Source organism: Acetoanaerobium pronyense (assembly GCF_017874355.1).
Taxonomy (GTDB): domain Bacteria; phylum Bacillota; class Clostridia; order Peptostreptococcales; family Filifactoraceae; genus Acetoanaerobium; species Acetoanaerobium pronyense.
Window position 1 is genome coordinate 1 of the sequence record NZ_JAGGLI010000046.1, and the last position, 15,008, is coordinate 15,008.

At 38.4% G+C, this 15,008-nt stretch carries 15 protein-coding genes and 1 other annotated feature; all 15 genes read right to left on the reverse strand.

What is annotated here, in order from left to right; translation table 11 throughout:
* Window positions 1–146, reverse strand: a 146-nt coding sequence (locus J2Z35_RS13580) for a GTP-binding protein (RefSeq protein WP_245330917.1), incomplete at its 3' end; no start/stop codon positions are given.
* A 72-nt stretch (window positions 147–218) separates the two neighbouring features.
* Entirely contained in the window at window positions 219–2,291 is a 2,073-nt protein-coding gene (fusA, locus tag J2Z35_RS13585; protein WP_209661942.1) for an elongation factor G, read from the reverse strand.
* Between the two features lie 36 nt (window positions 2,292–2,327).
* Window positions 2,328–2,798, reverse strand: a complete 471-nt coding sequence (rpsG, locus tag J2Z35_RS13590) for a 30S ribosomal protein S7 (RefSeq protein ID WP_209661943.1) — start codon at window positions 2,796–2,798, stop codon at window positions 2,328–2,330.
* Between the two features lie 102 nt (window positions 2,799–2,900).
* Complete coding sequence (gene rpsL, locus J2Z35_RS13595) at window positions 2,901–3,323, reverse strand: 30S ribosomal protein S12 (protein WP_209661944.1); 423 nt, start codon at window positions 3,321–3,323, stop codon at window positions 2,901–2,903.
* 44 nt (window positions 3,324–3,367) lie between these two features.
* Window positions 3,368–3,610: a ribosomal L7Ae/L30e/S12e/Gadd45 family protein gene (locus J2Z35_RS13600; RefSeq protein ID WP_209661945.1), complete on the reverse strand. Its 243-nt coding sequence runs from the start codon at window positions 3,608–3,610 to the stop codon at window positions 3,368–3,370.
* A 153-nt stretch (window positions 3,611–3,763) separates the two neighbouring features.
* Complete coding sequence (gene rpoC / locus J2Z35_RS13605; RefSeq protein ID WP_209661946.1) at window positions 3,764–7,297, reverse strand: DNA-directed RNA polymerase subunit beta'; 3,534 nt, start codon at window positions 7,295–7,297, stop codon at window positions 3,764–3,766.
* A gap of 48 nt (window positions 7,298–7,345) precedes the next feature.
* Window positions 7,346–11,056 (reverse strand): DNA-directed RNA polymerase subunit beta, encoded by a 3,711-nt coding sequence (gene rpoB / locus J2Z35_RS13610; RefSeq protein WP_209661954.1) that lies wholly within the window; start codon window positions 11,054–11,056, stop codon window positions 7,346–7,348.
* 311 nt (window positions 11,057–11,367) lie between these two features.
* Window positions 11,368–11,733: a 50S ribosomal protein L7/L12 gene (gene rplL, locus J2Z35_RS13615; RefSeq protein ID WP_209661947.1), complete on the reverse strand. Its 366-nt coding sequence runs from the start codon at window positions 11,731–11,733 to the stop codon at window positions 11,368–11,370.
* A 56-nt stretch (window positions 11,734–11,789) separates the two neighbouring features.
* Entirely contained in the window at window positions 11,790–12,296 is a 507-nt protein-coding gene (rplJ, locus tag J2Z35_RS13620; RefSeq protein WP_209661948.1) for a 50S ribosomal protein L10, read from the reverse strand.
* Window positions 12,297–12,316: 20 nt separating this feature from the next.
* Window positions 12,317–12,451: a sequence feature (ribosomal protein L10 leader region), on the reverse strand.
* A gap of 46 nt (window positions 12,452–12,497) precedes the next feature.
* Window positions 12,498–13,196, reverse strand: a complete 699-nt coding sequence (rplA, locus tag J2Z35_RS13625) for a 50S ribosomal protein L1 (RefSeq protein WP_209661949.1) — start codon at window positions 13,194–13,196, stop codon at window positions 12,498–12,500.
* A gap of 74 nt (window positions 13,197–13,270) precedes the next feature.
* Complete coding sequence (rplK, locus tag J2Z35_RS13630) at window positions 13,271–13,696, reverse strand: 50S ribosomal protein L11 (RefSeq protein ID WP_209661950.1); 426 nt, start codon at window positions 13,694–13,696, stop codon at window positions 13,271–13,273.
* A gap of 14 nt (window positions 13,697–13,710) precedes the next feature.
* Window positions 13,711–14,250 (reverse strand): transcription termination/antitermination protein NusG, encoded by a 540-nt coding sequence (gene nusG / locus J2Z35_RS13635; protein ID WP_209661951.1) that lies wholly within the window; start codon window positions 14,248–14,250, stop codon window positions 13,711–13,713.
* Window positions 14,251–14,296: 46 nt separating this feature from the next.
* On the reverse strand, window positions 14,297–14,506 hold the full coding sequence (gene secE / locus J2Z35_RS13640; RefSeq protein WP_209661952.1) for a preprotein translocase subunit SecE: 210 nt from the start codon (window positions 14,504–14,506) through the stop codon (window positions 14,297–14,299).
* Between the two features lie 18 nt (window positions 14,507–14,524).
* Window positions 14,525–14,674: a 50S ribosomal protein L33 gene (gene rpmG, locus J2Z35_RS13645; RefSeq protein WP_209661953.1), complete on the reverse strand. Its 150-nt coding sequence runs from the start codon at window positions 14,672–14,674 to the stop codon at window positions 14,525–14,527.
* Window positions 14,675–14,914: 240 nt separating this feature from the next.
* Window positions 14,915–15,008 (reverse strand): EF-Tu C-terminal domain-related protein (locus J2Z35_RS13650; protein ID WP_330623494.1); only part of this gene is annotated, 94 nt, incomplete at its 5' end.

A 15,008-nucleotide genomic window follows, 5' to 3' on the forward strand; every position in this document is an offset into this window, starting at 1 on the left:
GCAAAGTCTACTGCTTCTCCGAATCCGTATCTGTCGTGAAGTGTTTTTGTGATTGCTGCTGTTAGTGTTGTTTTACCGTGGTCAACGTGTCCTATCGTTCCAATATTAACGTGCGGCTTATTTCTTTCAAATTTAGCTTTTGCCATTTTTGTATTCCTCCTCGATTTGAAGTGTTTTTTTATAATTAGCAAGCTCTAAAAAGAGCTTGCTATATTTATTTATTTTCCTTCTTCCATTATCTTTTTAGCAATTGAAGCTGGAACTTCTTCATAGTGGTCAAATATCATAGTGTAAGTTGCTCTACCCTGAGTTGCAGATCTTAAGTCTGTAGAGTAACCAAACATCTCTGAAAGCGGTACATAGGCGTTTATAGCTTGAGCTCCACCTATTCTTGCTTCCATTCCTTCTATTCTTCCTCTTCTTGAGTTAAGGTCACCCATAACGTCTCCCATGTAATCTTCTGGAGTTACTACTTCTACTTTGAAGTAAGGCTCAAGAAGTATTGCTTGGGCTTTTTTCATACCCTCTTTGAAAGCCATAGAAGCGGCAACTTTGAAGGCCATTTCTGATGAATCAACTTCATGGTAAGAACCGTCATAAAGTTCGACCTTTACATCAACAACAGGATATCCAGCTATGATACCAGCTGACATAGCTCCTTGAATACCGGCGTCTACAGGACCTATATACTCTCTTGGAACAGATCCTCCTACAGTTGAGTTTACAAACTCATAACCAGCGCCTGGCTCTTGAGGGAACATTCTAATCTTAACGTGTCCGTATTGTCCACGACCACCAGATTGCTTAGCATACTTGTGCTCTATATCTACTGGGTTTTTGATTGTCTCTCTGTAAGCAACCTGAGGTGCTCCTACATTAGCTTCAACTTTGAATTCTCTTAGAAGACGGTCAACAATTATCTCAAGGTGAAGCTCACCCATACCTGCTATTATCGTCTGTCCAGTTTCTTCATCAGTTCTTACTCTAAATGTTGGATCCTCTTCTGCAAGTCTTTGAAGAGCAACACCCATTTTTTCCTGTGCTGCCTTTGATTTAGGCTCTATAGCAACAGATATAACAGGCTCTGGGAACTCCATTGACTCAAGGATTATCGGATTGTCTTGATCACAAAGAGTATCTCCTGTTGTAGTATCTTTAAGACCTACAGCAGCAGCTATATCTCCAGAGTAAACCTCTGTAATTTCTTCTCTTGTGTTTGCATGCATCTGAAGTATACGTCCGATTCTTTCTTTCTTATTCTTAGTTGAGTTAAGTACGTAAGAACCTGATTTAAGAACTCCTGAGTACACTCTAAAGAACGCTAGCTTACCTACAAAAGGGTCAGCCATTATCTTAAAGGCAAGTGCTGAGAATGGCTCTTCATCAGATGAATGTCTTTCAGCTTCTTCTCCGTCAAGTAACGTTCCTTTTATAGCTGGAATATCAAGTGGTGATGGCATATATTCAACTACAGCGTCAAGCACAAGCTGAACACCTTTGTTTCTATAAGCACTTCCACAGAAAACTGGGTTTATAGATGTAGAAATAACACCTTTTCTAAGAGCAACTTTTAGTTCCTCAACTGAAATTTCTTCCCCTTCAAGATATTTCATTGTAAGGTCTTCATCAAGTTCTGCTATAGCCTCAACCATTTTGTCTCTGTATTCCTGAGCTTGGTCTTTCATGTCTTCAGGTATTTCTATGATTTCTATGTCTTCGCCTTTGTCGCCGTTGTACTTATAAGCCTTCATTATCATAAGATCTATAATTCCGTTGAAAGTATCTTCTGCTCCTATTGGAAGTTGCATAGCAACAGCATTTGCTCCAAGTCTATCTTTCATCATTTCAACAACTCTTATAAAGTCTGCTCCTATGATGTCCATCTTGTTTACGAATGCTATTCTTGGAACGTTGTAGTTATTTGCTTGTCTCCACACGTTTTCTGACTGAGGCTCAACTCCACCTTTTGCACAGAAAACAGCAACAGCACCATCAAGTACACGAAGAGATCTCTCAACCTCAACTGTAAAGTCGACGTGACCAGGGGTATCTATTATGTTTATTCTATGATCTTTCCACTGAGCTGTAGTAGCGGCAGAAGTAATTGTTATACCTCTTTCCTTCTCCTGCTCCATCCAGTCCATTTGAGAAGCCCCTTCGTGAGTTTCTCCTATTTTATGAGTTCTACCAGTATAGTAGAGGATTCTTTCAGTAGTGGTAGTCTTACCCGCATCTATATGGGCCATGATACCGATATTTCTAGTTTTTTCTAGTGAAAACTGTCTTGGCACTTATTTGCACTCCTTTCGGCTAAAAAAACCCAAATCTTACCAACGGTAGTGAGCAAATGCCTTGTTTGCTTCAGCCATCTTATGGGTATCTTCTTTCTTCTTAACTGATGCTCCTGAATTGTTAGCAGCATCCATGATTTCCTTGGCAAGCTTTTCAGTCATTCCCTTTTCGCCTCTAAGTCTTGTATATTTTACAAGCCATCTAAGCCCAAGAGTTTCTCTTCTTTCAGGTCTAACTTCTATTGGAACCTGATAGTTCGCTCCACCAACTCTTCTAGCTTTTACTTCAAGAACAGGCATTATATTTCCCATAGCTTTTTCGAAAACCTCAACTGGCTCTTCTCCAGTCTTTTCTTTTATAGTTTCGAATGCTCCGTATACTATACTTTGCGCTGTACCCTTCTTACCATCTAACATTACCTTATTTATAAGTTTTGTAACTACCTTGCTTCCGTATAAAGGATCTGGTAGTATTTCTCTTTTTGGAACATTACCTTTTCTTGGCACTGTACTTCCCTCCTTAATAATCTAATTGATTAGATCATCGGTACTCGACATAAGCTGTATGCCGCGGGCGCCTTATATATATAAACGCACCGAACAATACTATTACTTCTTGGCAGCTTTTGGTCTTTTTGCACCGTACTTTGATCTTGATTGCATTCTCTTGTCAACACCTGCTGTATCTAGAGTTCCTCTTACTATGTGATAACGAACTCCCGGAAGGTCTTTTACTCTTCCTCCTCTTATAAGAACAACACTGTGCTCTTGAAGGTTGTGTCCTTCACCTGGAATGTAAGCTGATACTTCAAATTGATTTGTAAGTCTAACTCTTGCTACTTTTCTAAGGGCTGAGTTAGGTTTTTTGGGAGTAACAGTCTTTACAGATGTACATACACCTCTTTTTTGTGGAGCACTTGCATCTGTTCCTCTTTTTCTTAGAGAGTTGAAACCTTTTTGCAGAGCTGGAGCTGTTGATTTCTTAACAGATTCTTCTCTACCTTTACGAACTAACTGACTTATAGTTGGCATTTTTGCACCTCCTTATTTATTGTATTTTTTTGCACCGCCAACTGCTATTTTAGTATTGCTACCGCTGCTGAAGAAATTTCTATACCGGAAAATTCTCCCAGCTCTTTCTTAGTAGGGACATAAATCACTGGTACTTTCATCTGATTTGCCAAAATTTCTATGGGCTGAACTACATTTACTGATGCATCTTTTGCAAGATATACTTTTTCAACGTTATTCAGCTTTAAGGATTTAAGGGTCTGCTTAGTACCTACAACTTTTTTCTTAAGCTTTAGGTCCTCAAACATAACATGCCTCCTACATCATTACTTGCTTCATCGAACAAAGCCTCCACAAGTTTTCCTTTAATTAAATACATGGAGCAAATCAGCAAGTATTTCACTGCTGATTTGCACACTTTTATATTCTATCACCGGCGCATGTGCCAGTCAATAAAATTATTATAATTCTTCAGATGCTTGTTCCTTCACATCTTCTTTTACTACGTCATCAGTAGATATCTCTATAGTCTTATATCTCTTCATGCCTGTTCCTGCTGGAATTAGCTTTCCGATTATAACATTTTCTTTAAGACCTATAAGGTTATCTTTCTTTCCTTTAATTGCTGCCTCTGTCAGAACTCTTGTTGTTTCCTGGAAGGATGCAGCGGATAGGAATGACTCTGTAGCAAGAGATGCTTTTGTGATTCCTAAAAGAACTCTTTTGATTGTAGCAGGTTCAAGACCTTTTTCAATCATATCGTCGTTAATTCTTCTAAGCTCAAGTATATCTACAAGTGCTCCTGGAAGAAGACTTGTATCTCCTGGCTCTTCAACCTTAACTTTTCCTAGCATCTGTCTTATGATTATTTCTATATGCTTATCGTTAATGTCAACCCCTTGAAGTCTATAAACTCTTTGAACCTCTTTAACTATATAATCCTGCACTCCTGTAACTCCATTAACTCTTAAGATGTCATGAGGATTTATAGAACCTTGAGTAAGAGGCTCTCCAGCTTTTACAAACATATCATTCTTGACTTTAAGTCTAGAACCATAAGGTATTACATATCTTTCTTCTACTCCATCTTCAGATCTGACAACAGCTTCTTTCTTTCTGCCAGATTCTTCTATCGTTACTGTTCCTGGGATTTCTGTAATTACTGCCAGACCTTTAGGTTTTCTACCTTCGAAAAGCTCTTCAACCCTTGGAAGACCTTGGGTAATATCTCCTCCGGCAACTCCACCTGTATGGAAAGTACGCATTGTAAGCTGTGTTCCAGGCTCACCGATTGATTGAGCCGCTATTATACCAACAGCTTCACCCACATTAACGTCCTTACCTGTTGCAAGGTTTCTTCCATAACACTTCGCACAAACTCCATGCTTAGCCTTACAGTTTAGGACAGTTCTTATTTTTAGTTTTTCTATTCCTGCTTCAAGGATGGCGTTTGCTTCTTTTTCAGTAATCATCTCTCCACGTGGAGCTATCATCTCACTTGTGTTTGGATTAACTACATCTTCAAGGGCAAATCTACCTTCTATACGATCAAATAAACCTTCTATTTCTTCATTTCCATCTTTAAAAGCACTTACTTCTATTCCTTCAGTAGTTTCACAGTCAAGTTCTCTAACAATAACATCCTGAGAAACGTCTACAAGTCTTCTTGTAAGATATCCTGAATCGGCTGTTCTTAGGGCTGTATCGGCAAGACCTTTTCTCGCACCATGTGAAGATATAAAGTACTCAAGTACCGATAGTCCTTCACGGAAATTTGATTTTACTGGTATTTCTACCGTCTTACCAGTTGCATTTGCCATAAGACCACGCATACCTGCAAGCTGTCTAATCTGGTTTTTGGAACCTCTCGCTCCAGATAATGCCATTATGTTTACGTTGTTTAGTGGTCCTAGCTTTGCCATAAGAGCATCTGTAACTTCTTCAGTAGTCTTTGCCCATGTCTCGATTACTCTTTCGTATCTCTCATCATCAGACATAAGACCTCTTCTAAAGTTCTTTTCGTATTTTTCAACCTTTTGCTCTGCCAGTCTTATAAGCTCGTATTTTTCTTCTGGAATCTCCATATCTGCAACAGATATAGAAACCGCTCCTTTTGTAGAGAACTTAAAGCCAAGCTCTTTTATAGTATCAAGCATTATTGCAGTCATAGTGTTTCCATGCTTTCTAAAGCACGCATCTATAACCTTTCCAAGATGCTTTTTGTCAAGTATGAAGTCAACCTCAAGGGCGTAAGGATTCTCTTCTCTATTTACAAATCCCATATCCTGAGGAATGCTTTCGTTAAAGATAAATCTTCCTACAGTACTTTCAACTAACTGTCCCTTGTCTTCAGATGACTTTTTCACTCTTAGCTTTACTCTAGCATGAAGGTGTACCTGCTTATTTTCATAGGCAAGCATCATCTCTTGAAAGTCTTTATATATAGAGCCTTCGCCTGGTACTCCGCTTTGCTCTATAGTAAGGTAGTAAGCACCAAGTATCATATCCTGAGTAGGAGTAGTGATTGGAGCCCCATCCTTAGGGTTTAGTATATTGTTTGGAGAAAGCATAAGGAATCTAGCCTCTGCCTGAGCCTCAACTGAAAGAGGAACATGGACAGCCATTTGGTCTCCGTCAAAGTCCGCATTGTAAGCTGTACAAACAAGTGGATGAAGCTTTATAGCTTTTCCTTCAACAAGTACAGGTTCAAAAGCCTGAATTCCTAGTCTATGCAGAGTAGGAGCACGGTTAAGTAGGACTGGATGTCCTTTGATAACCTCTTCTAAAACATCCCAAACTTCTTGCTTTACCTTTTCAACCATTCTCTTTGCACTTTTGATGTTGTGAGCAAAGTTTCTTTTCACAAGCTCATTCATTACAAAAGGCTTGAATAGCTCGAGAGCCATTTTTTTAGGAAGTCCACACTGATAAAACTTAAGCTCTGGTCCAACTACTATAACTGAACGTCCAGAGTAGTCAACCCTTTTTCCAAGAAGGTTTTGACGGAATCTTCCCTGCTTACCCTTTAGCATATCAGAAAGGGATTTTAAAGGTCTGTTTCCAGGTCCTGTTACAGGTCTTCCTCGTCTTCCATTATCTATAAGAGCATCTACAGCCTCTTGAAGCATTCTTTTTTCATTTCTAACTATAATGTCAGGAGCTCCAAGCTCTAAAAGTCTTTTCAATCTGTTGTTTCTGTTTATAACCCTTCTATAAAGGTCATTAAGGTCAGATGTTGCAAACCTTCCCCCATCAAGCTGAACCATAGGTCTGATTTCAGGCGGAATCACTGGCACTACATCAAGAATCATCCACGAAGGGTCGTTTCCTGACTGTCTAAAGGCCTCAACAACTTCAAGCCTTCTTATAGTCTTGATTCTTTTTTGTCCTGTAGCATCTTTTAGCTTTATTCTAAGTTCCTTAGAAAGCTTTTCAAGGTCTATTTTCTTAAGAAGCTCTTTAACCCCTTCAGCTCCCATCATAGCCTTAAAGCTGTTTGAGCCATAAGCCTCTATAGCATCTCTATAGTCTTTTTCGCTCAGTAGCTGGTTTTCAGAAAGACTAGTTTCCTGAGGGTCCACAACTACATAAGATGCAAAATATAATATCTTTTCAAGGATTCTAGGTGACATATCAAGCAGTAGTCCCATTCTCGATGGTATACCTTTGAAATACCAGATGTGAGAAACTGGAGCAGCAAGCTCTATATGCCCCATTCTCTCTCTTCTTACTTTTGCTCTAGTAACTTCAACACCGCATCTGTCACAAACTATTCCTTTGTGTCTAGCTCTATCTCTTTTGTATTTTCCGCAGTGACACTCCCAGTCCTTTTGAGGTCCGAATATCCTTTCGCAGAAAAGTCCATCCTTTTCAGGCTTTAAAGTTCTATAATTTATAGTTTCCGGTTTCTTTACTTCCCCTTTAGACCATTGTCTAATTTTTTCGGGGGAGGCAAGTCCTATTTGTATGGATTCGAAGTTGTTTAGTTCAAACAAGGAGTTTCGCTCCTTTCCTTGAAATTAATATATTTTATCAAATTAAACCTAAAAATCATATTCATCATCTTCCTCATCATCAGATGTAAAAGCTTCTAAATCATCATCTCCGTCGTCAGAATCAAGGTCAAATTCTTCTCCTGAAGGGGTAAGCACCTCTTCAATCATATCGTCCCTCTCTTCATCAACATACTCAAACTCATCAGTTGGAATTGCTTCTTCCAGTGATTCTCTAACTTCTATCTCTTCATCTGTTTCTGTAAGAACCTTTACATCTAGACACAGAGATTGAAGCTCTTTAATAAGAACTTTGAAAGATTCAGGTATTCCTGGCTCAGGAACATTTTCACCTTTTACAATCGCTTCATATGTCTTAACTCTTCCAACTACATCATCAGATTTTACAGTAAGGATTTCTTGAAGAGTATGAGCTGCTCCATATGCCTCAAGAGCCCAAACCTCCATCTCTCCGAAACGCTGTCCACCAAACTGAGCTTTTCCTCCCAGTGGCTGCTGAGTAACAAGAGAGTATGGTCCAGTAGATCTTGCATGTATCTTATCATCAACTAGATGGTGAAGCTTTAGCATATACATGTAACCAACTGTGATAGGATTGTCAAAATAATCTCCTGTTCTTCCGTCTTGAAGATTTATTTTTCCACTAGCAGGGTATCCAGCTTGCTCTAGAGCCTTGAATATATCTTCTTCTACAGCTCCATCAAATACAGGAGTAGCAACATGCCACCCTAGAGCCTTCGCAGCAAGTCCCATATGAACCTCAAGAACCTGCCCGATGTTCATACGTGAAGGTACTCCAAGTGGATTTAGTACTATTTCAACAGGAGTTCCGTCAGGCATAAAAGGCATATCTTCTTCAGGTAATATTCTAGAAATAACACCCTTGTTTCCATGTCTTCCTGCCATCTTATCTCCAACATTTATCTTTCTCTTTTTAGCTATATAGCATCTCACAAGTTCATTTACCCCTGGAGAAAGCTCATCTCCGTTTTCCCTTGTGAATATTCTTACATCTACTATAATTCCAGATTCTCCATGCGGTACTCTTAGGGAAGTATCTCTAACCTCTCTGGCTTTTTCACCAAAGATAGCTCTAAGAAGTCTTTCCTCTGGAGTAATTTCAGTTTCTCCTTTTGGAGTAACCTTTCCTACAAGTATGTCCCCTGACTCAACTTCAGCACCTATTCTGATGATTCCTCTTTCGTCAAGGTCTTTTATAGCGTCGTCGCCAACATTTGGGATATCTCTTGTTATTTCTTCAGGTCCAAGCTTTGTATCTCTAGCCTCAGCCTCATATTCTTCTATATGGATAGTTGAAAGTCTGTCTTCTTTTACAAGTCTTTCATTTATAAGAATAGCATCCTCATAGTTATACCCTTCCCATGTCATGAAAGCTATAAGACAGTTTCTTCCAAGCGCGATCTCACCTTGGTCAGTTGATGGACCATCAGCAATAACGTCACCTTTTTTCAGGACATCTCCTTTTTTAATAAGAGGAGTCTGGTTGATGCAGGTTCCCTGATTCGATCTTTTAAATTTTAAAAGTCTATATCTGTCTTTTTGTCCATCTTCTCTAAGAATCACTATTTCCTGAGCAGAGACCTTATCCACTACTCCAGCATTTTTTGCTACGATTACTGCTCCAGAATCCTTAGCCGCTCTATACTCAATAGCTGTTCCTATTACAGGGGACTCTCTTCTTACAAGAGGTACCGCCTGCCTTTGCATGTTCGAACCCATTAGGGCACGGTTTGCATCATCGTTTTCAAGGAAAGGTATCATTGCAGTAGCAACAGATACAACCTGCTTTGGCGATACGTCCATGTAGTCTACTTTTTCACTTGGAATAAGCTCTACTGTACCGTTTCTTGTTCTAGATGCAACCTTAGGATTCACAAACCAAGATTCCTCACTTAAAGGCTCATTAGCCTGAGCTCTTATATAAAGGTCTTCTTCATCCGCTGTAAGGTAATCTATCGTTTCAGTTACCTTTAGTCCTTCTTTATCTACTCTTCTGTAAGGAGATTCAATAAAACCATATTCATTGATTCTAGCATATACAGAAAGGGAGTTTATAAGTCCTATATTTGGTCCCTCAGGAGTCTCTATAGGGCACATTCTTCCGTAGTGAGAATAATGAACGTCTCTTACCTCAAAGCCCGCTCTTTCCCTTGAAAGTCCACCTGGCCCAAGAGCCGAAAGTCTTCTCTTATGTGTAAGCTCCGAAAGGGGGTTTGTCTGGTCCATAAACTGAGAAAGCTGAGAAGAACCAAAGAACTCTTTAATAGCCGCTGTTACAGGCCTTATATTCATAAGGCTGTTTGGCGTAAGCTCAAGGGCATCCTGAACAGTCATTCTTTCTTTTATAACTCTTTCCATTCTTGAAAGACCTATTCTAAATTGATTCTGTAGAAGCTCTCCTACAGATCTAACTCTTCTGTTTCCAAGATGGTCAATATCATCTATATTTCCTATGCCATGGAAAAGATTAAATTGATAACTTATAGATGCAATTATATCCTCTTCTGTAACATGCTTAGGAACAAGTTCTCTTTTTCTTTCTTTTAACTGCTCCTTGATTTCTTCTTCTGTTGAATAATTTTCAAGGATTTCTTTAAGTACTTTGTATCTTACTTTTTCTTTTATTTTAAGATCAGAAACATCAAAGTCTAAATGACTTTTTATATCTACAAAGCAGTTACCTATAACTTTGACTTCCTTGTCTTCTTCTCCATATATATATACATACTCAAGCCCTGAGTTATCTATGACTTTAGCCTGTTCAACACTAAGTCTTGTTCCTTTTTCAAACAATACTTCTCCAGTTGAAAAATCTACTACATCTCTTGCAAGTATTCTTCCGTTAATCCTGTTTGAGAGTGCTAGCTTTTTGTTGAATTTATACCTTCCAACTTTAGCAAGGTCATATCTTTTGGGATCAAAAAACATTGAATTAATAAGGGACGAAGCACTCTCTAATGTAGGTGGTTCGCCTGGTCTTAGCTTCTTGTATATCTCTATTAAACCTTCTTCAACGGACTTTGAGCTATCTTTAAGAATCGTAGCTTCTAAACGTTCGTCTTCTCCAAGCAGGTCTCTTATTTCCTGATCTGTTCCATAACCTAAAACTCTAAGAAGCATAGTCGCTGGCTGTTTTCTGTTTCTGTCTATTCTAACTGATACTATATCATTAGAGTCAGTTTCATATTCTAGCCATGCACCTCTATTAGGTATAACAGTAGATGAAATAAGTTTTTTACCTGATTTGTCCATTTCCTGAGAGAAATAAACTCCCGGCGAACGCACAAGCTGACTTACTATTACTCTTTCCGCTCCGTTTATGATAAATGTACCTTTATCAGTCATAAGAGGGAAATCGCCTAGGAAAACAGGTTCTCCAGATTCATTTTTAATTATTTTCGCTCCATCTTCATCTGGAACTGTAAGTCTTACTCTTACTTTTAAGGGAGCTGAATATGTAACGTCCCTTTCTTTTGATTCTTCTACGTCGTATTTCGGGGTTTCTTCGATGAAATAATCTAGGAATTCCAATTTTATGTTTCCAGTATAATCCTCAATTGGGAATACTTCCTCAAAAACCTCTCTTAGTCCCTCTTGTAGGAACCATTCATAGGATTCGAGCTGGATTTCAATAAGATTGGGAAGTTCTGCAACTTCATTTATTTGAGAAAAGCTCATTCGGGTTCTTGTCCCGATTTGAACGGGATGTGGATGTGGCATTAAGACTTCACCTCTCATTAATAAAAATAAAACAAATGGGCAAAAGTACTCCATTCTAATGCATCAAATCATTATACAGTATATGATTTGATGTGTCAACGCTATATATAATAAGAAAAGAATCTTACAAGGACATGTATTATAAAAACTCATTTTTTTCAAAATCCTAGCTTTTGCAAACATGTACTTTATCCTTTTTTTATAGCATAGGAAAGGGTTCTTTCCTATGCTATAAAAAAGTGCTTCAGGTAATACCTGAAGCACTTTCTATTATAAGTCAAGACCTATAGCCTCATAGTTTTTTTGAAAAACTACTTAACTTCTACTTTAGCGCCTGCTGCTTCTAGCTTCTCTTTAACTTGATCAGCTTCTTCTTTAGCAACGCCTTCTTTAACTGGCTTTGGAGCTCCATCTACAAGATCTTTAGCTTCTTTAAGTCCAAGTCCTGTTATTTCTCTAACAGCTTTGATAACTCCAACTTTTGAAGATCCTGCATCAACAAGTACTACGTCAAACTCAGTTTTTTCTTCTGCCGCAGCTCCACCAGCAGCAGCTCCTGCCATCATTACTGGAGCAGATGCAGATACACCGAACTTCTCCTCTGCAGCTTTTACAAGTTCATTAAGCTCAAGAACTTTCATGTTTTCTATAGCTTCTAATATTTGTTCTATAGTCATTTAAGTACACCTCCGAATTATTTTTTAAAATATTGTTATGTTTATTTCTTTTTAAATTATGCTTCCTGTCCTTCTTGCTTCTTAATCATTGCATCAAGAAGATAAACGAAGTTAGACACTGGAGCTTTAAGGCTTCCAAGAAGCTTAGCAATAAGCTCTTCTCTTGAAGGTATTTCAGCTAGTTCTTTTAGTTTTTCACTATCATAGAACTCTCCTTCAACAAATCCCATCTTAAGTTCAAGCTTTGGATGAGTTTTTGCAAACTCACTTACAATCTTCGCTGGAGCTACTGGATCTTCATATCCAAAAGCGATAGCATTAGTTCCCACAAGATTAACATCATCAAATTGCTCCATGTTGCCAACTTGCTCTGCTGCTCTTCTTACAAGAGTATTTTTGTACACCTTGTAATCTACACCAGCTTCTCTGAATTTATTTCTAAGCTCAGTAACTTCTTCAACAGTAAGACCTTTATAGTCAACTACCACGCAAGATACTGATTTTTGAAGTTTTTCAGATATTTCTGATACTACCCCTTGCTTCATTTCGATAGCTTTTGTCATACGGCACCTCCTTCGTAAGCTTTAAATAAATTAAAGCCTTCATATATCCATAGACATACAAAGGCCTCAATAATCCATCAAATTTATCAAGATTGACCTCGGCAGGATATTTAAGCGTTAGCACCTACTGTCTACGGTTTTAATTCAATTTTAAGTACAGAGTATAATATACACTGCAAAGTCCACCTTGTCAATCTTTTTTTAGTCAGTCACTCTAGAAGGATTTATTTTAACTCCAGGTCCCATAGTGCTAGTTACAGTAACAGATCTTAGGTACTGTCCCTTAGCAGCCGCTGGCTTCGCTTTTATTACAGCTTCCATAAGAGCATGGAAGTTGTCAGCAAGCTTCTCTTTTCCAAAAGAAACTTTTCCAACTGGAACGTGAATTATATTATTTTTGTCAAGTCTGTACTCAACTTTACCAGCCTTGATTTCATCAACAGCTTTAGCTACTTCAAAAGTAACAGTTCCAGACTTAGGGTTAGGCATAAGGCCTTTAGGCCCAAGTACTCTTCCCAGTCTCCCTACAAGACCCATCATGTCAGGAGTTGCAACTATGATATCAAATTCAAACCAGTTTTCTGATTGAATCTTAGTTACCATATCTTCTGCTCCTACAAAATCTGCTCCTGCAGCTTCTGCTTCTTTAGCTTTTTCGCCTTTTGCGAAAACTAAAACTCTTTTAGTCTTTCCAGTTCCGTGTGGCAGTACTACTGCTCCACGTACTTGCTGATCTGCATGTCTTGAGTCTACCCCAAGCTTTATGTGTGCTTCTACAGTTTCATCAAACTTAGCACTAGCCACTTCAGTAACTACTCCAAGCGCATCCGATGCGTTAAAATAGTTGTTCTTATCGAACTTACTAAGGGCTTCTTGATACTTCTTGCCTTTCTTAGCCATATTGCAATGCCTCCTTGTGGTATTATCGGTAAATGTAAATTTGCCTCCCACCAATCTATATACATAAAATAGTTCTACTCTTCTACTGTTATACCCATACTTCTTGCAGTTCCTTCGATCATGCTCATAGCAGATTCTACAGATGCAGCATTAAGATCTGGTAACTTAAGCTCAGCAATTTCTTTAACTTGAGCTTTAGTTATTTTAGCAACTTTTTTCTTGTTTGGTTCACCTGAACCTGACTCTACTTTACATGCTCTTTTTATAAGAACAGCTGCAGGAGGAGTCTTAGTTATAAAACTGAAAGATCTGTCTTGATATACTGTAATTACTACAGGAATTATAAGACCACCTTGCTCAGCGGTTTTAGCGTTGAACTCTTTACAGAATCCCATTATATTAACTCCATGCTGTCCAAGAGCCGGTCCTACCGGTGGAGCTGGAGTAGCTTTTCCTGCTGGTATTTGAAGTTTTATTTGTCCAATTACTTTTTTAGCCATTTTTACACCTCCTATTAATCATTCTGCTTTTTTACCTGAGCAAATTCAAGCTCAAGCGGCGTTTCTCTTCCGAACATGGAAATATTAACTTTCAGATACTTCTTCTCAGGATTTATCCCTTCGATAGTTCCCGAGAAGCCTATAAACGGCCCTGAAGTGACTTCTATCTTATCACCAATTGACAAGTCTATAATCGCTTGAGAAGTTTCGGTTTTTTCAACCCCCATATTTTCCACTTCTTCTGGCGTTAACGCTACAGGCTTAGAGTTAGGTCCCACAAATCCAGTAACGCCTTTAGTGTTTCTAACAACGTACCAAGATTCATCTGTGACTATCATCTTAATAAGCACATAACCAGGGAACACTTTCCTCTGCCTAATCTTTTCTTTGCCGTTTTTAGTCTCTACCACATCTTCTACAGGTACAGCAACATTTTGAATTAAATCTTCCATACCTCTGCTTTGAACAGCTTTTTCAATTGTAGCTTTGACTTTGTTTTCGTGTCCTGAATATGTATGTATTACATACCATCTGGCTTGTTCTTGTTCCGACATATACAGCAGCCGACTAGCGGCCTGACCCTCCTTTTAGATAGCAACATTAATTAGAAACCACTTTGCCTACGATGAATCCCAGCCCAGAATCTATCAAATAAATAAGCAGACTTACTACAAGAACCGATGCTATTACTATAGTAGTATAGTTCACAAGTTCTTTTTTCTTTGGCCAATGAACTTTTCTAAGTTCTTTTCTTGTCTCTCCTATTGAAGCGACAATTCCAATTTTTTCGGCTTTAGCTTCTGTTGGCAATTAATTCACACCCTTTGACTATTTAGTTTCCTTATGTGCAGTATGAGTCTTGCAGAACCTGCAATACTTTTTAAGTTCTATTCTGTCAGGGTCATTCTTTTTGTTCTTAGTAGTGTTGTAGTTTCTTGACTTGCATTCTTGGCAAGCAAGAGTTATTTTTACTCTCATGGTCCACCTCCTACATTGAAATGTATCAGAAGGATCTATTTTTAAACATAGATTGGTGTATTGTATAACATTACCCATAAAATCTATCATAACGAGACTGTGTTGTCAAGAAAAAAATATACCTTTTGTACGTTGATTAAAACTGGGCAAAGTATTTTTTAGATGCATTATTCCAGATAAAAAACCCGATGGAAACCCATCAGGTTTTTTTGAATATCCTCAGTTAAATGATGTCTTTGATTACTCTACTATTGTAGCAACTACTCCAGAACCTACTGTTCTTCCACCTTCTCTTATTGCGAATCTTAGTCCTTCTTCCATCGCAATTGGTGTG